Below are 22,768 nucleotides of genomic sequence, written 5' to 3' on the forward strand. Positions count from 1 at the left end.
TTGTCCCATTTCCGCCCCGCATCGGCCCGCCGGGTCCACGATGAGGGTGGCAAGGCCCCTAGAGCCAGTCGGGGACGACTCCCCACGCGATCGTTCCCACGAGTGCGGACCCAATCATCCACGGTCCCATTGCGACGCGCGACTTCGTGCCGGCCGAACCCACGACGATCTTCCACAGGGCGGCCACCCCCGCCGAGACGAAGGAAAGCACGAGGGCAAAGACGGCGGCGTGCATCCCCACCGATCCGACCATGGCCCCCAGGACGGGCGCAAGCTTCACGTCGCCCCCACCCATTCCGCCCGGAAGGCGATTCAGCACCCAGATCGGCACGAGCCAGATGAGCGCTCCGATGAGGCTCCCGCTCAGCCGCTCCTGCCACAGGGGCGAGATCACGGCGCCAATGGCGATACCGGCAGCGACACCAATCCCCATGACCAGCGTGTAGGCATTGGGCAGGCGATGGGTGCGCGCATCGACATAGGCGCTCAGGGCGCCAACCATGGACACGACCAGGACAGCCGGTATCCCGGGGCGCATCTGGGCGGCCACGAAGGAGACGGCACCGACGAGGGCTGCCACCCAGACGATGGCGTTGCGCGTCAGCGGGGTTTGCGTCGCCTCCACGAAGTAGCGCCGCTGGATTCTCCATCCCGAGCGCCACAGCCACACCAGGACGGTGACCCACGTGAGGAAACCCGACACAAGCGACAGGTCCGCGCTGATACGAGGCGGAAGCAAACCAACGATCATGCGCGCGCCCCCGCCCCGCTCTCGCGCGCCCGACGGGCCAGTTCCTCGTGGAGGGCGTGTCTCATCACGTCCGGATCCGGGCTTCTGCCCGTCATGAGCTGCACCTGGGATGCTCCCTGAAAGACCAGCATGTCGGTGCCCTCGGCGACGACGGCCCCGGAGCGCTCGAACGCGGCGCGCAGCGCGGTCTCCCGCGGAGAGTAGACGACGTCGAGAAGAACCTGGCGCTCGGTCGGGGCAAGGAACGAGGCGAGGGGGTCCGCTGCGCCCGCCGGGAGCGTCGAGATCAACAGGTCCACGCCTGCGGCGGCCCGAGCGACGGCACCCATGTCCGCCCACGGGATCTGCTCAATGACGACCCCGAGGCGGGAGGCGGCCGCGATCACGGATCCGGGACCCGCGAAACGGCGCGCCGCCACACTCGTCCTCGTGATGCCGAGCTCGCCAAGCGCAGCCAGAGCCGACGAGGCCGTCGCCCGCGCCCCCAGCACCAGGACAGACGCGGGGTGGGGGACGCCGGAGCGCGCGCACGCGCGACGAATTGCCGAGGCAATGCCGGTGACGTCCGTGTTAAATCCGGCAAGTACCCCCGCGGAAGGCACGACCGTATTGACCGCACCAACCGCGCTCGCGAGCGGATCAATCGCGTCAAGGAGGGGCATCACCGCCTGCTTGCAGGGCATCGTGACCGACAGGCCGCCGCATTGCGCATCAATGCCGCCGATCAGCGCGGGCAGATTGTCCCTGTCGCACTCGATGCGCCGATACTCCCACCCGCTGATCCCGAGCGCCTCCCAGGCTGCCCGGTGAATCACCGGGGACAGCGAGTGCTCGATCGGGGAACCGATAACGCCGGCCCATGTCATGATGCGGAACACACCTTGGGGTTGGCCGCGCAATACTCCACGAACTTCTGGCGGTTCTGTTCCTGCTCCTCCAGGGTGGAGGCGAAGAGGGTCTCTCCCGTATCGAGGTTCACGGTGACGAAGTAGAGCCAGGTTCCCTCAGCGGGATTCAAAACCGCTTTGATCGCCTTCTCGCTGGGCTGGCCGATGGGGGTCGGCGGCAAACCGGCGTGCAGGCGAGTGTTGTAGGGGTTGTCGTTGTCGAGGTCCGCCTGATCGGGGACCCCGCTCGTCTTGCCGACGCCGTAGAGAACGGTCGAGTCCATTCCGAGCAGGCCCTTGGTCTCTCCCTCCGTGTCCGCCAGGCGGTTGTCGATGACGCGAGCGACCATCGGCATGTACTTGTCGATGTTCATCTCTCCATCAACGATCGACGCCTTGATGAGCACGGTCTCGCGATCTGATGGTGCAACGCCAAGGCGATCAAGTTCCTGAACGGTGCCGGCCACCATACGCGCGATCACTGTTGTGGGCGTATCGTCCTCGGATACCTCGTACGAGCCCGGCAGCAACCATCCTTCGGCGTTTCCGCCGGCCTCGGAGGGCAGTCCGATGGCCTCGGTGTCAGCGAACGCGGCGTTCACCTCGGACTCGGCAACCCCCATGATGCTGACGATCCGCGCCTTGACCTCCGAAAGAGTCTGACCCGAGCCGATCGTGATCGTCGAATCGACCCGGTTGGTTTCATCCAGCAGGGCGGCCAGGGCTGCGGAGGCGCTCATCTGAAGCTTCAGGCGATACGTGCCGGGGCGGATCGACATGGCGGCCCGGTTCGTCTCAAACTGGCGCACGAAGGCACCCACCGACTTGACGACACCGGCGTCAACGAGTGTCTGACCGATCTGGCGGCCCGTTGCCTCCTCGTCGATCGTCACCTCGACGCTGCCGCTACCGGGCCCCGGAAAGTCGTCGGAGGACGTCGCCGACGAGCTCACCAGCTGGGTATACGCCAGGTAGCCCGCCCCGCTGACGAGGCCGAGGACCAGAAAGAGAACAAGGAAGGAACGGATGCGGGCACGCCGCTTGCGTTTGCGTGCCGCCCGGCGTTCGGCCGCGAGGCGCCGCGATCGCATGCCCGTCGTCTCCGAGGCCCCGTCGCGGAGCTTTGCGCCCGCAGAGCGCCTGTGTCGTCTGGCCTGGCCGCGGGAAGGCTGCGGGGCATCAGTGACATCGTCGAAAGTAAGAACGTCGGAGGGCTGGCGGGTCAGGCGCGTTCCCCGCACGGGTGTCTTATCGGGGTCGAGCGCCTCCGCTTCCTCCGGTTGCTTGCCCCGATCCGGGGCGGGGGTGGGCTCCGTTGTCGACGCCTGCTCCTCGAGGTGGGCGTCGGAGTAGACCTTGGGTTCACCGGAGTGAATCTCGCGGCGCGAGCGGAAAGGATATGCGGGAGGCGTACTCATTGGGGCCTTCCTTCGTGATTGTCGAGGATGATCTCCTCGCCGGGCGCCCGACCGCTCATCCGTTCGAGCTCGAGAGCCTGTTCGAGGATGATCTGGGCTGCTACCTGGTCGATGACGCTGCGATGCTCGTGTTCGGGGACTCCGGACGCACGCAGCCGGGCGTGCGCTTGGTTGGAGGAGAGCCGCTCGTCGACCAACGCGACACGCACGCTCGGAATAAGCGTCTTCAGGCGGCGGGCGTACTTTCGAGCCCCCTTCGCCGACACTCCCTCCCCGCCGCGCAGATGACGGGGGAGTCCAACGATCACTTCGAGGGCGTCGTGCGCGCGCACGATGCCCTCGAGTCGGCGCAGATCGGCGGAGTCCGAGGCACGAAGAAGGGTCTCGACGGGCATCGTGAGGATGCCGTCGGGGTCGCACCGGCTGACGCCGACACGCACGGTGCCGACGTCAACACCGATGCGAACTCCCCTGCGCAGGCTCACAGGGACTCGATCTCCCGGCGAATCGCATCGATCGCCGCTTCGAGGCCCTCGGGCTTCGTGCCTCCACCCTGGGCAACGTCATCGCGACCGCCGCCACCGCCGCCCATGTGCTTGCCGACGGCGCGCACGAGCGCGCCCGCCTTGATGGAGTGTTCCCGTGCCGCCTCGTTCGTGGCGACGACTAGGGAGGGCTTTCCCGCAACGATGCCGCCGAGGGCAACGACCGCGCCGCGCTCGTTACCCAGGCGATCGCGGACGTCAAGCGCGAGGGTGCGCAGGGCGTCAGCTGAGGGCATGGCGCCCACGACGGCACCGACGAGGTTCACCGCCCCGACGGCGCGCGCGGACGCGGCGAGCTCGCTACCGCGGCTGAGTGCCTGCTCGGTGCGGACCTTCTCCAGCTCCTTCTCGGAATCACGCAGCTTGGCCAGCAGGTTTTCGATGCGCTCGGGAAGCTCCTCGGCGCGCCCGCCCACAAGGTGCGACAGCTGGGCGACGAGGGCGTGTTCCTTCGCCTGGAACTCGTAGGCCCCATCGCCGACAAGAGCATCGATGCGGCGCACTCCGGAACCGATCGAGCCTTCCCCGAGCAGGGTGATGCGTCCGATGTGGCCGGTCGTGGGAACGTGGGTACCGCCGCACAGCTCCCGGTCGAATCCGTCGCCGATCGTGACGACCCGTACGCGGGAACCGTACTTCTCGCCGAAGAGCGCGATCGCCCCCTGGGCTTTCGCCTCATCGAGGCTCATCTCCTCGGTGGTGACCGTCAGATCCTCGGCAAGCTTCTCGTTGACGAGCGCCTCGATGTCGCCGAGCTGGCTTGCGTCAACCGCACTGGAGTGACGGAAATCAAAGCGCAGGCGCGACGGCGAGTTCTCGGATCCTGCCTGTGTCGCGTCCTTGGACACCACCGAGCGAAGGCCGGCGTAGACCATGTGGGTCGCGGTGTGAGCGCGGGCGATGGCGAGGCGGCGAGCGCCGTCGATCTGCGCGTACGCCTTCTCTCCGACCGACATCGTGCCCTCCGTCAGGGTTCCACGGTGGACGCTCAGGCCGCGGATCGGCGCCTGAACGTCGTGGACCTCGACGACGCCACCTCCGGCGAGTCGAATGGTGCCGTGGTCGGCCAACTGTCCGCCCATCTCGGCGTAGAACGGCGTGCGATCCAAGATAACCTCGACCTCGGCGGGAGCGCTGGCAGCGGGCGCCGAGGCTCCGTCAACGAGAAGCGCCTGGACGGTTGCGTCAGCCGCCTCCTCGGTGTATCCCAGGAAGGTTGATCCCCCGCCCATCTGCTTCTCTATCTCGTGGAAGACGCGAACATCGGTGTGTCCGGTCTTCTTTGAGCGCGCGTCGGCTCGTGCGCGTTCCTTCTGCTCGGCCATGAGCGAGCGGAAGCCCTCCTCATCGACGGCGACGCCCTGCTCGGCGGCCATCTCAAGGGTCAGGTCAATCGGGAAGCCGTAGGTGTCGTGCAGCGAGAACGCCGAGGCGCCGGAGATCACGGGGGCACCCGTGGTTTCCTTGGCGGAAGCCACCGCCGCGTCGAGGATCGTGGTGCCGGCGCTCAGCGTGCGACGGAACGCGTCCTCCTCGGCGTAGGCGACGTCCTGGATGGTCTCCCAGTTCGAGTCGAGCTCGGGGTACGACAGGGACATGACGTTCTTGGACGCGGTGAGCAGGGTCGGCAGCGCCGCGTCCTCGACGCCGAGAAGACGCATGGAGCGCACCGCGCGGCGAATCAGTCGCCGCAGCACGTAGCCGCGTCCGTCGTTTCCGGGGCGAACCCCATCGCTGATGAGCATCAGGGCGGAGCGGACATGGTCCGCAACGACGCGCATGCGCACGTCATCGTCGTAGGCGCCCCCGGCGTTGGGGCCGGCCGCGCCCAGCCCGTAGGTCTTTCCGGACATCTCCTGGGCGGCCTCGATGACGGGGAACACCTCGTCGATCTCGTACATGTTCGGCTTGTCCTGCATGATGAAGGCGAGGCGCTCCAGGCCGGCACCCGTGTCGATCGCGGTCTTGTCGAGAGTGCCGACGAGTTCGAAGTCGCGGCCTTCCCCCTCTCCTCGGACGAACTCATCGAAGACGAGGTTCCAGATCTCAAGGAAACGATCGCCCGCAACGTCGACGATCGGGCCACCATCCGGGCCGTACGCCGGACCGCGGTCGTAGTGGATTTCGCAGCACGCGCCGGCGGGCCCCGGCTGCCCCGTCGACCAGGAGATCTCCTCAAAGGGCAGACGCTGGACGCGCTCGGGGTCGACGCCGATCGTCTTCGTCCAGTGATTGAAGGACACCTCGTCCTTCTCCCAGATCGTCATCCACAGCCGATCTCCGTCGAGGCCGTACCCCCCTCGGGCCTGGGGCGTCGTCAGAAGCTCCCAGGCGTAGTCGATCGCGCCTTCCTTGAAGTAGTCGCCGAAGGAGAAGTTGCCGTTCATCTGGAAGAAGGTGCCGTGGCGCGTCGTCTTGCCAACGTTGTCGATGTCGTTGGTACGGATGCACTTTTGAACGGAGGTGGCGCGCGGCCACGGGGCGGACTCGGTGCCCAGGATGTACGGGATGAACGGAACCATTCCCGCGACGGTAAAGAGAATGGAGGGCTCGGGCGAAATGAGCGATACGGAGGGGGCCACGTGGTGGCCCTTGGACGCGAAGTAGTCGAGCCAGCGGGTACGGATTTCAGACGTGCGCATAGTCCCCCATGTTAGTCGGTACCCACTCGTTGCTGCGCAACGGCGCGCACACGCGGACAGTGGGATAAACGAAACCGCGCCCCCGAGCATAGTCTCGGGGGCGCGGAATCGACGAGTGTCAACGCGAGTAGTGCTCGACGACCATCTGCACGTCGACCGTGACGGGGACCTCGGCACGCTTGGGACGGCGAACCAGGGTGGCCTTCAGGCGGGCCAGGTCAACATCGAGGTACTCGGGGACGGCGGGAAGCACATCGCGGTGGATGCCCTCGGCAGCGATCTCGAAGGGAACGGTCGTCTGCGACTTCGGCTTGACCTGGATGGTCTGTCCGGGCTTGACGCGGAAGGAGGGGCGGTCGACGATCTTACCGTCGACGAGGATGTGGCGGTGGACAACCACCTGGCGGGCCTGCTGGATCGTGCGGGAAAAGCCCGCGCGCAGAACCAGAGCGTCCAGCCGCATCTCGAGGAGCTCGACCAGGTTCTCACCGGTCAGGCCGGCCGTGCGGCGGGCCTCTTCGAAGGCGCGGCGCAGCTGGGACTCGCGAATGCCGTACTGGGCGCGCAGGCGCTGCTTCTCCTTCAGACGAACGGCGTAGTCGGAGTCCTGACGGCGGCGGGTACGTCCGTGCTCGCCGGGGCCGTAGGGGCGCTTCTCGAAGTAGCGGACGGCCTTGGGCGTGAGCGCGAGGCCGAGGGCGCGGGACTCGCGCACCTGCTTGCGGGAACGATTCGTTGCCATAATTGTTCTTCCTGTTTCTCATGTCATGCCGGCGTGCCCGGCATGGGGCCAACTCCAGGATCGACGAAGCGTCCGTCGGCTAAGGCCCCAGGTGTCCGCGGGCGCGGACAACTGTTACATCCTAGCGTTTCTTCAGAAGATTGCGAATCATCGCGAGGCGCTTCGTGAGCATCGCCTCATGCCCGTTGTCGGTGGGAGCGTAGTACTGCACGCCTTGGAGATCGTCGGGCATGTACTGCTGGGCCGCCACGTGATGCGGATGGTCGTGCGCATAGAGATATCCGTTCCCATGTCCCAGCATGTCGGCCCCACGGTAGTGCGCGTCGCGCAAGTGCTCGGGCACCGCTCCCCCACGGCCTGCGCGCACATCGGCGATCGCGCGGTCAATCGCCAGGTACGTCGCGTTCGACTTCGGGGCGGTGGCAACGGCGACGACGGCCTGAGCCAGGAGGAGACGCGCCTCGGGCATTCCGATGCTGGCGACCCCCTGCGCCGCGGCCACGCAGGTGGAGAGCACCTCCGGCGCGGCCATGCCAACCTCCTCGCTGGCCGCTATCATAATCCGTCGCGCGATGAACCTGGGGTCCTCCCCAGCCTCGATCATGCGCGCGAGGTAGTGCAGGGAGGCGTCCACGTCCGACCCGCGCATGGACTTGATGAAGGCGCTGGCAACGTCGTAGTGCTGATCCCTCCCCCACCTCACGAGCGCGCTATTGGCCGCAGCCTCGACCCCGGCGACGGTGATGAGACGTTCGCCCCGGTCGTCGGCGACGCCTGCGGCGGCCTCCAGAAGGGTCAGGGACTTGCGAGCATCGGCTCCGGCCAGGCGCACCAGTCCCGCCACAGCCTCGTCCTCGATGCCGAAACGTCCCCCGAGGCCGCGCTCGTCGGTGAGCGCGCGCCGGATGAGTTCCTCGATCGCGTCGGACTCGAGCGGGCGCAACGTGAGCAGCAGCGAGCGCGAGAGCAGCGGGGAGATGACGGAAAAAGATGGATTCTCCGTGGTTGCGGCAACGAGCACGACCCAGCGGTTCTCGACGGCGGGCAGGAGAGAGTCCTGCTGCGCCTTAGAGAAGCGGTGCACCTCGTCAACGAAGAGGACCGTCTCTTCATCGCCCGATGCTATCCGCCTCCGCGCCGCCTGCACGACGCTACGCACGTCACCCACACCCGAGGAGACAGCGGAGAGCTCCACGAAGTGCCTGCCCGAGGCGCGAGCAATCAGGTAGGCCAGGGTTGTCTTGCCCGTGCCGGGTGGGCCCCACAGAACGACGGAGGAGACAGCGACCCCGTCGCGCGAGCTGGGCGTCAGAAGGCGGCGCAGGGGCGCGCCTTCGCCCAGGAGGTGACCTTGACCGACGACCTCGTCAAGGCTCGTGGGGCGCATTCGAACGGCGAGGGGCGCGTCCGCGTCGCACGCGGGCACGCCCCTGTCGTCGAAGGACTCAGAATCGAACAGATCCACGAGGAACAGCCTAAGACAAGGTGACCTCGTGTGAGGACGACCCGATCTTCGGCCCGGAGAGAACCTGAACGACGACGAGGCCGCCGAGAATCAGCATGCAGGCTCCCGCACCGAGCAGGTATCCGTTGAGGCTCTCGGACTCATCTCCGTCCTGGGAGGAGGAGAGCATCTCGGCGTGCAACTTGACCGCGCCGGATGCATCAACCGACGAGTCCGTGGAGGACCCGGAGGCCGAGGCCACCTTGAATTCCGCCCACCCGACGAGTTCGTGGGAGCGATTGGCAACGACAACCTTGTAGTCTCCGGTGGGCAGGCCGCTCAGATCCATCGTGACCTGATTCGAGTCCTCCACCTGGAGCCAGCGAGCCTCGCCGGTCTGCATGATGTTGGCGCTGACCCAGTCGCCGACGGCAGCCTTATCAGAGGGGACGTTGATGGTCAGCTGGCCGGCGGTAAACGCTGCGCTGACGCCTCCCTTGTTTGCATCGTTGAGCTGAGACTCGTCGGACACCGGCGAGACCGGTGTGTCTGAGGGTCTGGCCACGTTAGCGGACGCACTCGGGGTGGGGGTCGGAGTCGGGGTGGGCGTCGGCGAGGGGGTTTCCGTGGGTCGCACGGCCGGCAGCTGTGGATCGTCGGGCTGAGGAGCCGGCGTCGGCGATGCACTCGGCGCGGGAGCGGGATCAACCGTCGGCGCGGGAGCGGGATCAACCGTCGGCGCGGGCTGCGTCGTGGGCTCAGCGGTCGGCGCGGGCTGCGTCGTAGGCTCAGCGGTCGGCGCGGGCTGCGTCGTAGGCTCAGCGGTCGGCGTAGGAGCGGGCTGCGTCGTAGGCTCAGCGGTCGGCGTAGGCGCGGGCTGCGTCGTGGGAGCGGTGGTTGGCGTGGGAGCGGGCTGCGTCGTGGGAGCGGCGGTCGGCTCCGGTGTAGGATCCGTGGTGGGTTCCGTCGTCGGCTCAGGATCAGGCTCGTAGGGCTTGTACACCTTGACGTAGTGGAACGAATCGGCCACGACATCATCGTCACTGCTGTAGATGACGACGCGGACGGTGTGGATGGTTCCGGGTTCCCACGTGATCCCCTCGCGGTTGTTGGTGCCGTTGGGCACCTGAACAACCATGCTGTAGTTGGACAGCGACGTCACCTGCCACAGGTCGTCGGAATCCACGTTCACGCGTTCCCCGCCGCGTTCGAAGGTGAGGGGAGCGGTTGGCGAGACGTCACCGCCGTCAAGGATCACGCCCCAGAAACCGGTCTTCGCATAGAGCCGTTCAAACTCGGATCCCTGCTCGAGATTCACCGAGAAAGCAGTGCGCGGGATGGCGTAGGGGTCATCGGGGCTCGAGCCCGAGCCATTCCCATCCGCTCGGGCCGCGAAACCCGGGATAGCCAACGCAATTGCGGCGAACAGGCACAAGGCCATGAGAAGGCTCATCGTTCGACTGCGCCCCACCAGCCTACGCGCGGCGAGCGCAGAGGTATCCCGTCCGTGCTGCATACCGTTCTCCTTAGTGCCTTCAATACTCAGTTGCATTGTTCTGGAACTAGAGTAACAGGCGTGGCGCGTGAATGCTAAATTCCAACGCACACCACACGGTTAATGCACGAATTCTCACCGCGCCTGAGCCCGAGGTGCAGCGCCTAGCGCACAGGAGCGTGGCCCCGCTTCACAATACTGACCGTCACGATTGCACCCAGCAGCGCCAAGACGGCGCCACCGGCGAGCACCCACACCCCGAGCCTGCTTTCCTGCTCGCGGGCGGCCTGGTTTGTCGCCTGCTTCTCAGAGTGCGCCTTGGGGCCGATTTGTGAGGCTGACACTCTCTGCTGCTCCGACGAAGCCGTGGCCTCGGGCGTCGCTTCCGTGCCCACCCCACTGCCCGCGGGAGATCCGGTCGTAGACCCGGAGGGATTCGCGGAGGAAGGCTGAGCCGACGTTGCGGGCGAACTCGGCGCGGGAGAGGAAGCCTCAACGGCGCTCTCCGGGCTGGCGCCCGCGCTCGTGGGCGCCGCGCCGGGATCGACAGGCGACGGTTTGGACTCACCGCTGGGTGTCACGATGTCCGGCGAGGCCGGGGGAACAAAAGCGCCCGTGGGCTCGGTCGACGCGTCACTGCCGCCACCAGGCAGATCGGTCGCGGGATCCGTCGGCGTGAGCCTGCAGGAGGGGGTGGCACCCTCGGCGTCGGTGACCGAGACCTGCAGTTCGACATACGTTCCACTCACGCCGTCGCCGACACTCACCCGATGCTGGGATCCAACCGTCCAGGTGGCTGGCACGGGGAAGTCCAGCGCGAAGGTTCCTTCGGGGCTCACCTCTGCGACGGCCCACGCCGCTCGATTTCTCGCCACTGCGGGGGGAACCCAGGAGGGAAGCGTCGCATCCTTCGCTCGCTTTTCCTGCCCATCGTCGAGGGTGACGATAACGAAACCTCGGGAGCCTTGCACACCCGGGGACCATCCGGCCCCTTCAGCATGAGAGGTCGCGCCCGCACGAACAAGGGAGGACATGACGACCGACGAAGCTTCCGCGGTGACGGTCAGACACTGGGTAACGTCGTCGCCCGGACCGTCGACACTAAGAGCGGGGCTAGCGCTCACGAAGACTCCCGCAACGATCGAAGCGGAGATGGCCAACGCGAGCACGGGCATACGAAGCCCCATCCCGCGCGAGCGCGCTCCTGTCGTCATGCGTGTCTCTTTTCCCCTCTTCGCAATACTTGACGCCGATCGGCACGGTCACGCCCATAACAGCCGGGTAAGTGTGCGAGTAACCACCTGGTATAGCCACCTTAGTATTGTTCGCCGTGGCAACACAATTGCGAACGACAAGCAAAGTTGTGACCTTGCCTGCAATTCGTTGATATTTCAAGGATCGGAGGGGCGGGCGCGCACGACTGTGACCCTTGTTATCGCACAATCATTCCCGGACATTACCCACCGGTTAGCTTTCCGGGAGGCGCTCCCATCTAGCTCGTTGGGATCACGATCGGCGTCGAGGTGACCGGGTCATCGATGATCCGGCAGGGAACCCCGAAAACACGGTTGATCACATCGGGGTTGACGACCTGGGATGGCCTCCCCTGTGCGACGATGCTTCCGTCCTTCATGAACACCACGTGCGTGGCGTAGCGGAAAGCGAGATGCAGGTCATGCAAGACTGCGACGACCGTCGTGCCGCCTCTGTGGAGACGCTGGGCAACGCGCAGGACCTCGAGCTGATGATTCAGGTCGAGATAGGTCGTGGGCTCATCCAGGAGCAGGATGTCCGTCTCCTGGGCCAACGCCATCGCGATCCACACCCGTTGGCGCTGCCCGCCGGATAGTTCTCCCACGCGCCTGCCCACCAAGCTCGACACGCCCGCGTCTTCCATCGCGCGCTCCACGGCGTGTTCGTCGCGCTCCGACCACTGGCGCAGCGGCGGCTGGTGGGGATACCTACCACGCGCGACCAGCTCTTCAACAAGGATGTCGGCCGGCGCACGGGACGACTGCGCCAAAAGGCCGAGCCTGCGCGCCAGCGCCTTCTGGTTCATCGTGGACACGGCTCGCCCATCGAGTTCGACGACACCGCCACGCACGCGCAAGACCCGCGCGAGGGCGCGCAGTAGGGTCGACTTGCCGCACGCGTTAGGCCCCACGATCGCGGTGAGTTCTCCCGGAAGCACGTCGAGCGAGAGACCGTCGAGAATCGGATCCCCTTTCCCATAGCCCACGACGATGCCGCGTGCGGAAAGCACGGTCTGTGGATGCGCTGACGTCATCGTGCCTCCTCGCGTGTCAGGATCCACAGCAGGTACAGCCCTCCGAGGACACCCGTCACAACCCCGACCGGCAGCTCCGCGGGTGCGACGATCCTCTGAGCCACGACGTCGGCGCTTAGCACGAGCGCTGCGCCCACAACCGCCGAGGACACGACGCCTACTCGCCCTCCACCGCACAGACGCGCAGCGATGTGCGGAGCGGAGAGCGCGACGAAAGCGACCGGTCCGGCGACCGCAGTCGCAAGAGCGACGAGGACGATCGCCGAGACGATGGCGCTCACACGCACGACGCGCACGCGCACCCCGAGTCCCGTGGCGACGTCATCACCCATCGCGAGCAGGCCGATGGATGCAGCTGCACAGACACAGGAGAGACCTAGAATTCCCAGCCCGACGATCAGAGGAAACGCTCGGACGAAAGTCACGCCGTTCAGCGAGCCGGCGCTCCACAGCTGGGCGCGTTGAGCCGCCTCAAGAGGAGCCTTGACGATGAGCAGCGAATTGAGGGCCCGCAGCGCAGCGGAGCAGCCGATCCCCACCAGGACGACGCGAATGCCCGTCACTCGGGTTCCACCGCTGCAGGCCAGAACCAGAGCACCCGAGACCAGGCCCCCGATCAACGCACCCGTGCCCGTCGTCGCCGGACTTGCGCCAAGGATGATGATGGCGACAAGAGCACCGGTTGCCGAACCCGCGGACAGGCCGACGACGTCGGGGCTGCCGAGCGGGTTGCCCGAAATCGTCTGGAAGATGCGTCCTGCTATCGCAAGGGATGCGCCCACCGCTACCGCGCACACGACACGGGGAAGGCGGACGGATTGCACGAAGTAGACTCCGAGATAGTCCTCGGATGGGCCGCCATCGCCCGTTAGGCGCCGAAGGGAGTCGGCGACGCCGAGCCCGTAGTCGCCCAACGTGAGCGAGTACAGGGCGAGGCACGACAGGAACACGAGGCCAAGCGTCACGACGATGGCGCTACGACGATGGACACGTATCACCCCGTGCTTCACGCGGACAGCACGATAGCGACCTCGGTTCACGACATCCCCCTTCCCGATGCACGCACGATGAAGAAGGGGGCTCCGACAAGCGCGACGATCACTCCGACAGGCGCCTCCGACGGAGCCAGGATGAGCCGCGAGGCAACATCGGCAAGGCACACCCACACGGCACCAACCAGGATCGACCACCCTGCAATTGCTCGCTGCCGGGCACCGACCACTCGCCGAACCAGGAGCGGCACAGCCAGTCCGACGAAAGCCAAGGGACCCGCCAGCGCCGTCGCTCCTGCCGCCAAGGCGGTGACCGAGACAACGGCGAGGGTCCGCACGACGCGTACCCGCACGCCCAGGCTCATCGCAGCCTCGTCGCCGAGGGAGAGGATGCCGAGCGTGGAGCTGAGCAGTAGTGCGACGACACCTCCGGCCCCGATGAGGCAGCCAGCACAGACGACCGACGTCATGTCGATGCCCTCCAAGGAACCCGACGCCCAGAAGCGGAACTCATTGAACGCTAGCCGGTTCGAGGACACGATGGCCTGGGTGACGGACGTGAGCGCGGCCGACACGGCAATTCCGGCGAGCGCCAGGCGCGCCCGAGAACCCGTTGCTCCCCTGCCCGACAGGACAAACACCAGCAGCGATGCTGCCGCGGCTCCGCCAACCGACGCGGCGAGGTTGACGCCGCTTGACGTCACGCCGAAAGTGGCCGTCGTCGCGACCACGGCAAAGGCGGCACCGGCATTGATACCCAGCACTCCGGGGTCGGCGAGGGGGTTGCGAGTGATCGCCTGCATGACGGAACCGGCGAGGCCGAGCGCTCCACCGCCAAGGAGGGCGGCGAGCGTGCGCGGAACACGCAGGCTCACCACGACCTGCGCATCGTGGCTCGTCCCCCCGCTCACGAGGGCATCGCAGACAATCGAGAGTGCGATGTGTCGAGAGCCGAGGGCAAGCGAGGCGGCGACGCTGAGGACGAGCGCGAGCGTCGCCACAGAAGCGGCCGTGGCGACGCTCGCTGCATATCGGATTCTCATCCCGGGATGACCGAGCAGCCTGGGGCCTCGAGCCCGGTCAGGACGCCCGAACGAATTGATCCTCGATGTTCGCGACGATGCCCTCCATGAGGAGGTATCCGCCGGTGGAGGTCCACAGGGACCCATCGACGGGAATCACGTGCCCGGCGCGGACCGCTGCAAGGGAGTCGAAGCCGACCGACGCGCGTGCCTCCGCCAGGGCCGCCTCGGACGCCTCGACTCCGGTGGCGCCACCGGCTGACGGGTTGTTCACCGAGGACTTGCCGAGCGTACCGAAGAATATCCAGTCGGCGTCAATCTGATCGATGTTCTCCAGCGACACGGGTTCGGAGTGTCCCTCGCCGTTGCGGTCCTGGTTCGCCGGGCGCTTCATCCCCAGCGCGCTCAGCGCCTGGCCCGCAGGAAGCTCCTTGAGGATCAATCCCGCGCTGTCACCCTGCCAGCGCACCACGGAGTACGTCTGGTCCAGGTACCCGCCATCGTTGAGGCGGGAGCTGACGGCCGCCACGTGCGCGTCAAAGTCAGCGAGCTTGGTGGAGGCCTCGTCTGTGACACCCAACGCATCGGCGGTGCGAGTGAAGGTCTCGCGCCAATCGTCCCCAGAGTGTGCGGTGTAGAACACCGGGGCGATCTGCTTCAGGGCATTCAGCGTGTCGGTGTCGTCACTCTTGACCGACGTTCCATCGACGAGGATCAGGTCGGGGTGGGCGGCGCCGACAGCCTCAAGGTTGGGGGTGCCGACCGATCCGAGAATCGGAACATCGTCGGCGCGGTCGGCCAGGTAGGCGGCGACACCGGATTGCCCTCGACCGGACACGGCACCGACCGGAGTAATCCCCAACGCCAGGGCGTTGTCCGTCGTCGGCTCCGAGAGCGTAACGACGCGAGTGGGCTCGAGGGGAAGGGCAACCTCCTGACCGGAGGCGTCGGTCACCATCCGGGTCTCGGTCGCGGCCGTGCTCATGGGTCCGGTGGATGAGGCGGGCGTGGGTTGAGAGGGCGAGCAGGCTCCGGCCACGAGCGCGGCGAGCGCGACACCGACAAAGGTGCGGATTCGAGTCGACATGTGCACGGGTACCTCAATTCACGTAGACAACGCAAGGACAAAGGTAAGCCTAACTTAGCTTTCTCCTGGCGGCGAGGCCCGTCTCACGATCACATGTCCGCGGGGTCGCACCAGTCGTCGAGCGCCTTCACGAGTCCCTCGCGCCACCACGCGACATCGTGCCCGCTACGGTAGTGATCCACATTGACCGGGCCGCCATAGCTGCGCACAATCCGCCCGCAGTCGTCCACAACAGGACGCATCGTCCGTTCGAGGGTTCCCACCTGCAGGCGCAGTCTCACGCCCCCACGCGGCACGATCGATCCGGCGCGCAGGCCAGCCATGAGCATGCCCTCGCCCCGTCCCCTCTCAGTTCCTCCCCACCACAGGGACGGGGACTGAGAGAGAGCGCAGTCGAGCGGAACATCCGTTCGCAGGGCGGCGTCGAGAACCGCAAGACCCCCATAGGACTGTCCGGCGGCCATCACGGGACCCACCCCGGCCTCGTCGCACACGGCCCACACCAGCGCGTGCACGCGGGCGGTATCGGTCATCTCCGCCTCGCGCTGAACCCCCTCCCCCGCATCGATGGTGACGATGCGCAGGCCCGGATAGCGCCGGGTCAACCAGCCGACACCATTGGCCCGCCATATGTGACCGTCAAGGAGAAGGAGAGTCCTCCTCGCTTCGGTCTCACCGTCGTGGACGATGACGGGACGGCTCAACGAGCCTCCCAGGCGCGCGCCGATGCACGCTCCAATGTTCTCCTCGCGCCGAGCGCGCATCCCGTCCGGGCGCGGAACCGAGGGCCAGACCACCGACGCGTCGGGCCCCACGAAGAGCGAGGCGCGATGCCCGCGCCCGTTGACGATTCGCAGCGGGTTGGAGGGATCGGGGCGCGCCTCCTCAACGAAGGCCACCCACGCGCGGGCGTCCGTCACCCCCCCGCGGATCGACGGGGCGCGGCTCGGCCCACGCGAATTGGTAGCTCATGATCGCGTCGGCGGGAAGCACACACGCCAGGGTGGCACGACCACCACGCTGTGCATCGATGTCCATGCGGAACTCATCGAGGTGCTCGCGGGCTCGATCCGTCACGGTATTGAGGATGACGTAGCCCGCCGCCCCTCGGGCGCGCGACTGAAAGATCACACGCACCGCATCGGTTCCGTCGACGGTGAGGCGATCGCCAATGATCGGGTGCGCCTCGCCGTGTCGAAACGCGGCGTCCGGCGGCTCGACACGCAGCCGACAGTAGCCGTTACGAGAGAAGGAGGATTCCCCGAAAGCCACGCGTTTAGTCGAAGAGCGAGACGTCGCCGGCTCCCACGCGCGCGACAACCGCATCCCCACCGGCGAAGTTAATGACGGTCGTCGGCTCGGCGACGCCGACCGGACCCACCACCACCAGGTCAACCTGGTGCCCGATGCGCTCGTCGACATCAAATCCGTCCGTGAGCGGCTCTTCCTCACCCGGCATGATGAGCGTCGAGCACGCGAGCGGCTCCCCGAGTGCGCCAACAATCGCCTGGGTGATGACGTGGTCCGGGATGCGCACGCCCACCGTGTGCTTCTTCTTGTTGAGCATGATGCGCGGCACTTCCTTCGTGCCGCGCAGGATGAAGGTGTAGGGGCCGGGCGTGAGCGCCTTCATGGTGCGGAACTCGTGGTTGTCGATGAGTACCAGCTCCCCGAGCTGGGCGAAGGAGTGGCACAGCAACGAGAAGTTGTGCTTGTCGTCAAGCTTGCGGATCGCACGGATCGTGTCCATGCCCGCCTTGTTACCGATCTTGGTCGCGATCGCGTAGCCGGAATCGGTGGGCAGGGCGATCGTTCCCCCGCGCTCCAGCAGGTCAACGACCGTGCTGACCAGACGGGCCTGAGGATTCTCCGGGTGCATCTCCACGTACGACATACACCCATTGTGCCTGAAACCCCCATCGACCGACGGTCGATGGGGGTTTCGTACGCTAGCTCACGCCAGTCGGGTCACTTCGAGGCGTCACCCGAAGCCTCTTCGCCGCGCTTTCGTGGCGTCGCGTCGACTCCCGCCTCCTTGCGCTGTGCGGGTGTGATGGGAGCCGGAGCCTCGGTGAGCGGATCGAAGCCGCCGCCCGACTTCGGGAAGGCGATGACGTCACGAATCGACTCAGACTTGGTCAGGAGCGAGACGATTCGATCCCAGCCAAACGCAACGCCCCCGTGTGGTGGAGCGCCAAACTTGAAGGCATCCAGCAGGAAGCCGAACTGCGCCTGCGCCTCCTCCTCGCCGATACCCATGACGTCAAAGACGCGATTTTGGACGTCTCGACGGTGGATACGGATGGAGCCGCCGCCGATCTCGTTGCCGTTGCAGACGATGTCGTAGGCGTAGGCCAGCGCATGGGCGGGATCTCGATCGAAGCTGTCCATCCACTCCGGTTTCGGCGACGTGAAGGCGTGGTGAACGGCGGTCCACGCGCTGTGCCCCAGCGCGACGTCACCCTCGGCCTCGGCGTCACCGGTGGGCTTGAACAGCGGCGCATCGACGACCCACGTGAACGCCCACGCGTCGGGATCGATGAGATCGCAGCGCTTGCCAATCTCGAGGCGAGCGGCACCCAGGAGCTCGCGCGACGGAGTTGGCTTGCCCGCGGCAAAGAAGATACAGTCCCCGGGCTCGGCACCTGTCGCCTCCACCAGGCCCTCTCGTTCAGACTCGGAGATGTTCTTGGCGACGGGGCCACCGAGCGTACCGTCCTCGGCGATCGTGACGTAGGCCAGGCCCTTGGCGCCGCGCGCCTTCGCCCACTCCTGCCACTTGTCGAAGGTACGGCGCGGCTGAGAGCCGCCACCGGGCATGACGACGGCGCCGACGTAGGGGGCCTGGAACACGCGGAAAGGAGTGTCCTTGAAATAGTCGGTCAGCTCGGTGAGTTCCAGGCCAAAACGCAGGTCGGGCTTGTCCGAGCCGAAGCGCTCCATCGCATCCCTGTAGGTCATGCGAGGGATCGGCGTTGCCAGGTCGTAGCCGATCAGCGCCCACACGTTCTTCAGGACGTCTTCGGCGACCTCGATGACGTCATCCTGTTCCACGAAGCTCATCTCGATATCGAGCTGGGTGAACTCGGGCTGGCGATCCGCACGGAAGTCCTCGTCGCGGTAGCAGCGCGCGATCTGGAAGTATCGCTCCATTCCGGCAACCATCAGCAGCTGCTTGAAGAGCTGGGGGGATTGGGGAAGCGCATACCAGGAGCCGGGCGAGAGTCGAGCCGGCACGATGAAGTCTCGGGCTCCCTCGGGGGTCGAACGCGTCAGCGTCGGCGTCTCGATCTCCACAAAGTCCCGGGCGTAGAGGGCCTCGCGGGCAGCACGCGACACCTTGGAGCGCAGGCGGATGGCGTACTGCTCGGGTTCGCGGCGCAGGTCGAGGTAGCGGTACTTCAGGCGCGTTTCCTCGCCCACGTTGCCGGAATCTTCAGCATTGGAAGACACCTGGAAAGGCAGGGGCGCACTGGTGTTGAAAATCTCGATATCGTCGCCCATGACCTCGATGGCGCCGGTCGCCAGGTGGGGATTCTCGTTTCCCTCGGGGCGAGCCGCGACCTCGCCGGTGACCTTGAGAACAAACTCGCTGCGAAGCTCATGGGCGACCCTCTCGTCACGAACGACTACCTGAGCGATGCCGGAAGCGTCGCGCAGGTCAATAAACGCGACGCCACCGTGGTCGCGTCTGCGGTCAACCCACCCGGTGAGCGTCACCGTCTGACCGATCAGGTCAGTCCCAAGCGTTCCAATGTTGTGAGTGCGAAGCACTGTTATTCCTTTCGTTGGTACCATCCGCGAGACAGGCGGCGGCGAGGCCATTGTACGCTCGCAGTCCGCCCGCCAGCGATTGCCGCGAGTAGGATAGGCCTCATGCCCGAGCAATCCTCGTCCCTTTCGTCTACGGCATGGAGCCGCATCGAGATTGGCCTGGCGCTCGGCTCGATCCTGCTCATCACCCTTGTCGCCTTCGAGGAGCTGGCCGCCACGACGATCATGCCAAGCGTCGTCGCGTCGTATCGGGCATCCGCCTGGTACCCGCTCGCCTCGGGCGCGGCCCTGGCAACCCAGCTGAGCGCAACGGTCGTCGCCGGGGTACTGGCCGACTGGAAGGGCCCGCGTTTCGTTCTTGTTGCGGGCATCGCCCTGTTCGTCGCGGGCCTGGTCGTCAGCGCGCTCGCGCCTACTATCGTTGTCTTCGTCGCGGGGCGCGCCCTCCAGGGCCTCGGCGGCGGTCTCCTTGTCGTCCCGCTCTACGTCCTCGTGGGAAGACTCGTCGCTCCCGCTCGCCGCCCTTCGTTCTTCGCGTGGTTCTCCCTCGCGTGGGTCCTCCCCTCCCTGATCGGTCCCGCGATCGCGGGGTACGTCACGCAATTGTGGGGCTGGCGCTACATCTTCGGCGTTGTTCCCATCCTCATTGCGGCCGGGTCCATCCCCGTGGCCTTCGTGCTGCGCGACCTTGCCCCCCAGGAGGAACGCCAGGCCTCCCATCTGGCGTCCCTGTCACGCAATGCGCTCTTGGCGGGCGTTGGCGTCATGGCTCTCCAGCTCGCGGGAGCGCTTCCCTCTCTCGCTGCGCGCGCCCTCGTTCTGCTCACGGGCGCCGTCCTTGCCGCCTGGGCGCTTCCCCGGCTGCTGCCTGGCGGAACCTTCCTCGCGCGCACGGGCATACCCTCGGCGGTTCTTGCACGCCTCAGCGCCATGGCGGCGCTCATCGGTCTTGAGGTGATGATCCCCCTGGTCATCCAGCGCGTGCACGGCTGGGACGAGGCCTTTGCAGGGTGGTGGGTGACGGTCGGGTCACTCACCTGGGCCGTGGGTTCGCTCGGCCAGGCGCGCGTGCACGACCCGAGGCGTCGGCGCGCCCTGCCCGTCGTCGGAGGGGCGCTCATGGCAGTCGGCTCCCTCCCGCTCGGACTTATTCTTGTCGACGCCGTTCCCCTGTGGATTCCCTTTATCGGATGGCTCGCCATGGGACTGGGCATCGGCCTGCTCCACGCGCCCCTGTCAGTCATGGCCCTGGAGGTCACGCCCGAGCATCAGCATGGGCGCGTCTCGTCGTGGCTGCAGGTCGGGGACTCGGCCGGACCGGCCCTCGAGCTTGCCGCCGTGTCCGTCATGATGAGCGCGTGGACGGCGACCGGAGTCTCCGGCGGGGCGGCTTACGTACCCTACTGGGTGATCGCCACCGCCCTCGCCTTCGTCACCGTGTTTGCGGTGCTCCGGCTTCGTCCTTCTTCTACGGAAGGCGACGCTCAGTCGTCGTAGCGGCGCTTGCCGAAGTGGCGGCGTCCTCCCTCGCGGTCCCAGCCTCCCTCGCGGTCGCGCCGAGCGCGCTTGATGTCCTTCTCCCAGCGCTCGGAGCGCACGCTGCGACGCGGGCGAGATCCGTCTCCCTTCTCAAAGCGGTGCGGGCGTTTGTCCCCGCGGTCGCCGGGCCGCTCCTCGCGTTGCCCCCCAGAGCCCCCTCGCGTCCGCGCGTCGCGGTCGAAGCCATCGCGGTCGCCGCGCGGATACCTGCCAGGTCCCTCGTCGACGCGGATGCGCAGCTGGCGTCCTGAGACGTAGCCCTTCGAGATGCGCGACAGCTGCTCACCGGAGAGGTCGGCCGTGATATCGACCAACGAGAACGTCGGGTAGATTTCGATGTGGCCGATATCACGCCCGTCGATACCTCCCTCACCCGCGATGGCACCGACGATGGAACCCGGCTTGACTCGATCCTTCTTACCGACCTCCACGCGGTAGCGGGTGCCCGACCCGGGCGCGGAGCGTCCCCCCGCCCGCCTGCGAGCTCCGTCGGCGCCGCCCTTGATCGGGCGGTCCTTGTCCCGTCCGGCTTCGAAAGACGCTCCGACGAACTCACCGGACTCGTCCAAACGCTCTTCGCGACGGACCTTGCCCGCGCCGCGGCGGTCCTTCTCGACCCGCGGGGCGGGTCCCTCGTCACCGACGGCGCTCGCCACGAGGGCAGCGGCGATGTCCTCGACGCTCGTCTCCTGGCCGAGCTCCGCCAGGAGCCCCCTGTACATGTCCAGGCGCCCGCGCTCGATGCGCGCCCCGATGCCCTCCAGGAGACGCCGCGCGCGAAACTCTGAGACGGCGGCGGGCGACGGAATCGCAACCTCCTCCATGTCCGTGCCCGTCAGCTTCTCGATCCGGCGCAAACGGCCGTGCTCGCGCGGCGTGAAGAACGTCAAGGCTCGTCCCTGTCGGCCGGCCCGACCGGTCCGTCCGATGCGATGCACGTACGCCTCGGGTTCGCGAGGCACGTCGAAGTTCACGACAAGCGAGATGCGTTCCACGTCGAGGCCACGAGCGGCAACGTCAGTGGCCACGAGTACATCAAGGGCCCCGGTCTTGAGGCGTTCGACCATGCGCTCGCGCTCGGTTTGGGCAACGTCACCGGAAATGCCCGCGGCGCGGAAACCCCGAGCCGACAGCTCCAGGGACACCTCCTCGACGTCCGCCCTCGTTCGCACGAAGACGATGGCGGCGTCGGCTTCCTCCTGGCCGCGGGCGATATGCTGCGCGCGGGTGGCCAGGACTCGGCACAGGGCACCGATCTTGTGCTTGTAGGGGACGACCGCGTAGGTCTGGTGAATGGTATCCACCGTCGAGGACTCCGTCGAGACGGCGACCTTGACCGGATCCTTCAGGTGCTCGCGGGCCACCTTCTCGATGGCCGCGGGCATCGTTGCGCTGAACAGCGCGGTCAGGCGCTGTGCGGGGACGGCCGAGGCGATGGTCTCCACGTCCTCCGCGAAACCCATGCGGAGCATCTCGTCGGCCTCGTCCAACACGAGCATCCGCACGTTCGACAGGTCCAGCGCGCCTTTCTCGATCAGGTCGATCACGCGCCCGGGAGTACCCACGACGACCTGCGCGCCCCGCTTGAGGGCTCCGATCTGAGGACCGTAGGGGGAACCACCGTAGACGGGCACGACGTCGAGGCGGGCGGCGCGTGCGGCAAAGTCCTCGATCGCCTGTGCGCTTTGCATGGCGAGCTCACGCGTCGGCGCCAGGACGAGGGCCTGCACGTCGCGCTCGTCGGCATCGACGATGGCCAGGAGCGGAAGGCCGAATGCTGCGGTCTTGCCGGTGCCGGTCTGGGCGATGCCGACGACGTCGCGAAGCTCCAGCAGGGGCGGGATCGCGGCGGCCTGAATGGGCGTTGGGACTCGGAAGCCCATGTCGGTGATTGCCGCGAGAATCTCGTCGGGCAATCCGAGGCTGGCGAAGGTCACACCCTCCTCGGCCTGGTCGCTGTCTGTATGTTCCTCGTCGACCTGCGCGGTGTCGCGCTCGTTCTCGGCGTCACGGGGCTCGATGTAGTCGTCGGAAGGCATAGTCATCCTTGTGTGTTGGGTGTCGGGGTAGCAAAACCATGGGGGCGGGCCGTCTCGGCTCCTCGGCGCGGCCTCACCCATAACAACAACTCCCGCATCCCGCG

At 66.8% G+C, this 22,768-nt stretch carries 19 protein-coding genes; 1 reads left to right on the forward strand and 18 read right to left on the reverse strand.

From position 1 onward, the window contains the following. Window positions 1-58 precede the first annotated feature (58 nt). From HMPREF9006_RS00720 to aspS, 17 genes are all read right to left on the reverse strand, one after another. A complete protein-coding gene (locus HMPREF9006_RS00720; protein ID WP_009211608.1) occupies window positions 59-751 on the reverse strand; it encodes a prepilin peptidase in 693 nt (230 codons plus the stop codon). After that, window positions 748-1,617 (reverse strand): shikimate dehydrogenase, encoded by an 870-nt coding sequence (locus HMPREF9006_RS00725; RefSeq protein WP_009211609.1) that lies wholly within the window; start codon window positions 1,615-1,617, stop codon window positions 748-750. Before HMPREF9006_RS00725 ends, HMPREF9006_RS00720 begins: the two co-directional genes overlap by 4 nt. Continuing rightward, the gene (gene mltG, locus HMPREF9006_RS00730; protein WP_009211610.1) at window positions 1,614-3,056 is read right to left on the reverse strand and encodes an endolytic transglycosylase MltG; all 1,443 of its coding nucleotides are present in this window, start codon (window positions 3,054-3,056) and stop codon (window positions 1,614-1,616) included. The genes HMPREF9006_RS00725 and mltG overlap by 4 nt, the downstream gene beginning before the upstream one ends. After that, the gene (gene ruvX, locus HMPREF9006_RS00735) at window positions 3,053-3,541 is read right to left on the reverse strand and encodes a Holliday junction resolvase RuvX (RefSeq protein WP_009211611.1); all 489 of its coding nucleotides are present in this window, start codon (window positions 3,539-3,541) and stop codon (window positions 3,053-3,055) included. The genes mltG and ruvX overlap by 4 nt, the downstream gene beginning before the upstream one ends. Beyond that, the gene (gene alaS, locus HMPREF9006_RS00740) at window positions 3,538-6,243 is read right to left on the reverse strand and encodes an alanine--tRNA ligase (RefSeq protein WP_009211612.1); all 2,706 of its coding nucleotides are present in this window, start codon (window positions 6,241-6,243) and stop codon (window positions 3,538-3,540) included. The genes ruvX and alaS overlap by 4 nt, the downstream gene beginning before the upstream one ends. A 118-nt stretch (window positions 6,244-6,361) precedes the next feature. Then, window positions 6,362-6,985, reverse strand: a complete 624-nt coding sequence (gene rpsD / locus HMPREF9006_RS00745; protein ID WP_009211613.1) for a 30S ribosomal protein S4 — start codon at window positions 6,983-6,985, stop codon at window positions 6,362-6,364. Between the two features lie 121 nt (window positions 6,986-7,106). Beyond that, on the reverse strand, window positions 7,107-8,450 hold the full coding sequence (locus HMPREF9006_RS00750; RefSeq protein ID WP_009211614.1) for a replication-associated recombination protein A: 1,344 nt from the start codon (window positions 8,448-8,450) through the stop codon (window positions 7,107-7,109). A gap of 10 nt (window positions 8,451-8,460) precedes the next feature. Further along, a complete protein-coding gene (locus HMPREF9006_RS10985) occupies window positions 8,461-9,945 on the reverse strand; it encodes a type IV secretion protein Rhs (RefSeq protein WP_009211615.1) in 1,485 nt (494 codons plus the stop codon). Window positions 9,946-10,088: 143 nt separating this feature from the next. Beyond that, a complete protein-coding gene (locus tag HMPREF9006_RS00760; RefSeq protein WP_034230807.1) occupies window positions 10,089-11,138 on the reverse strand; it encodes a hypothetical protein in 1,050 nt (349 codons plus the stop codon). Between the two features lie 278 nt (window positions 11,139-11,416). Then, entirely contained in the window at window positions 11,417-12,211 is a 795-nt protein-coding gene (locus tag HMPREF9006_RS00765; RefSeq protein WP_009211617.1) for an ABC transporter ATP-binding protein, read from the reverse strand. Then, on the reverse strand, window positions 12,208-13,221 hold the full coding sequence (locus tag HMPREF9006_RS00770) for a FecCD family ABC transporter permease (protein ID WP_009211618.1): 1,014 nt from the start codon (window positions 13,219-13,221) through the stop codon (window positions 12,208-12,210). Before HMPREF9006_RS00770 ends, HMPREF9006_RS00765 begins: the two co-directional genes overlap by 4 nt. A 26-nt stretch (window positions 13,222-13,247) precedes the next feature. Continuing rightward, window positions 13,248-14,246 carry a FecCD family ABC transporter permease gene (locus HMPREF9006_RS00775; protein WP_009211619.1) on the reverse strand — a complete coding sequence of 333 codons (999 nt, stop codon included), beginning with the start codon at window positions 14,244-14,246 and terminating at the stop codon, window positions 13,248-13,250. A 37-nt stretch (window positions 14,247-14,283) separates the two neighbouring features. Continuing rightward, window positions 14,284-15,318, reverse strand: coding sequence for an ABC transporter substrate-binding protein (locus HMPREF9006_RS00780; protein ID WP_009211620.1), 1,035 nt, complete (start codon window positions 15,316-15,318; stop codon window positions 14,284-14,286). A gap of 83 nt (window positions 15,319-15,401) precedes the next feature. Further along, window positions 15,402-16,232 carry an alpha/beta hydrolase-fold protein gene (locus HMPREF9006_RS00785; RefSeq protein WP_009211621.1) on the reverse strand — a complete coding sequence of 277 codons (831 nt, stop codon included), beginning with the start codon at window positions 16,230-16,232 and terminating at the stop codon, window positions 15,402-15,404. Beyond that, window positions 16,198-16,584: a hypothetical protein gene (locus tag HMPREF9006_RS10790; protein ID WP_009211622.1), complete on the reverse strand. Its 387-nt coding sequence runs from the start codon at window positions 16,582-16,584 to the stop codon at window positions 16,198-16,200. Before HMPREF9006_RS10790 ends, HMPREF9006_RS00785 begins: the two co-directional genes overlap by 35 nt. Before the next feature lie 4 nt (window positions 16,585-16,588). After that, window positions 16,589-17,206 carry an L-threonylcarbamoyladenylate synthase gene (locus HMPREF9006_RS00790; RefSeq protein WP_009211623.1) on the reverse strand — a complete coding sequence of 206 codons (618 nt, stop codon included), beginning with the start codon at window positions 17,204-17,206 and terminating at the stop codon, window positions 16,589-16,591. 74 nt (window positions 17,207-17,280) lie between these two features. After that, window positions 17,281-19,086 (reverse strand): aspartate--tRNA ligase, encoded by a 1,806-nt coding sequence (gene aspS, locus HMPREF9006_RS00795; protein WP_009211624.1) that lies wholly within the window; start codon window positions 19,084-19,086, stop codon window positions 17,281-17,283. 102 nt (window positions 19,087-19,188) lie between these two features. On the opposite strand from aspS, the gene HMPREF9006_RS00800 reads away from it, so the two are divergent. Then, window positions 19,189-20,583: an MFS transporter gene (locus HMPREF9006_RS00800; RefSeq protein WP_009211625.1), complete on the forward strand. Its 1,395-nt coding sequence runs from the start codon at window positions 19,189-19,191 to the stop codon at window positions 20,581-20,583. Here the strand turns inward: HMPREF9006_RS00800 and HMPREF9006_RS00805 are convergent. After that, complete coding sequence (locus HMPREF9006_RS00805) at window positions 20,571-22,664, reverse strand: DEAD/DEAH box helicase (protein ID WP_034230811.1); 2,094 nt, start codon at window positions 22,662-22,664, stop codon at window positions 20,571-20,573. The two genes, HMPREF9006_RS00800 and HMPREF9006_RS00805, sit on opposite strands and share 13 nt — an antisense overlap. Window positions 22,665-22,768 lie beyond the last annotated feature (104 nt).

Source organism: Actinomyces sp. oral taxon 180 str. F0310 (genome assembly GCF_000185285.1).
In the GTDB taxonomy this organism is placed as follows: domain Bacteria; phylum Actinomycetota; class Actinomycetes; order Actinomycetales; family Actinomycetaceae; genus Pauljensenia.

Excerpts from the sequence above, each read along its gene's own strand:
- HMPREF9006_RS00720 (WP_009211608.1), bottom strand. The coding sequence starts at position 751 with ATGATCGTTGGTTTGCTTCCGCCTCGTATCAGCGCGGACCTGTCGCTT.
- HMPREF9006_RS00725 (WP_009211609.1), bottom strand. The coding sequence starts at position 1,617 with ATGACATGGGCCGGCGTTATCGGTTCCCCGATCGAGCACTCGCTGTCC.
- mltG (WP_009211610.1), bottom strand. The coding sequence starts at position 3,056 with ATGAGTACGCCTCCCGCATATCCTTTCCGCTCGCGCCGCGAGATTCAC.
- alaS (WP_009211612.1), bottom strand. The coding sequence starts at position 6,243 with ATGCGCACGTCTGAAATCCGTACCCGCTGGCTCGACTACTTCGCGTCC.
- rpsD (WP_009211613.1), bottom strand. The coding sequence starts at position 6,985 with ATGGCAACGAATCGTTCCCGCAAGCAGGTGCGCGAGTCCCGCGCCCTC.
- HMPREF9006_RS10985 (WP_009211615.1), bottom strand. The coding sequence starts at position 9,945 with ATGCAGCACGGACGGGATACCTCTGCGCTCGCCGCGCGTAGGCTGGTG.
- HMPREF9006_RS00760 (WP_034230807.1), bottom strand. The coding sequence starts at position 11,138 with ATGACGACAGGAGCGCGCTCGCGCGGGATGGGGCTTCGTATGCCCGTG.
- HMPREF9006_RS00765 (WP_009211617.1), bottom strand. The coding sequence starts at position 12,211 with ATGACGTCAGCGCATCCACAGACCGTGCTTTCCGCACGCGGCATCGTC.
- HMPREF9006_RS00775 (WP_009211619.1), bottom strand. The coding sequence starts at position 14,246 with ATGAGAATCCGATATGCAGCGAGCGTCGCCACGGCCGCTTCTGTGGCG.
- HMPREF9006_RS00790 (WP_009211623.1), bottom strand. The coding sequence starts at position 17,206 with ATGTCGTACGTGGAGATGCACCCGGAGAATCCTCAGGCCCGTCTGGTC.
- HMPREF9006_RS00800 (WP_009211625.1), top strand. The coding sequence starts at position 19,189 with ATGCCCGAGCAATCCTCGTCCCTTTCGTCTACGGCATGGAGCCGCATC.
- HMPREF9006_RS00805 (WP_034230811.1), bottom strand. The coding sequence starts at position 22,664 with ATGCCTTCCGACGACTACATCGAGCCCCGTGACGCCGAGAACGAGCGC.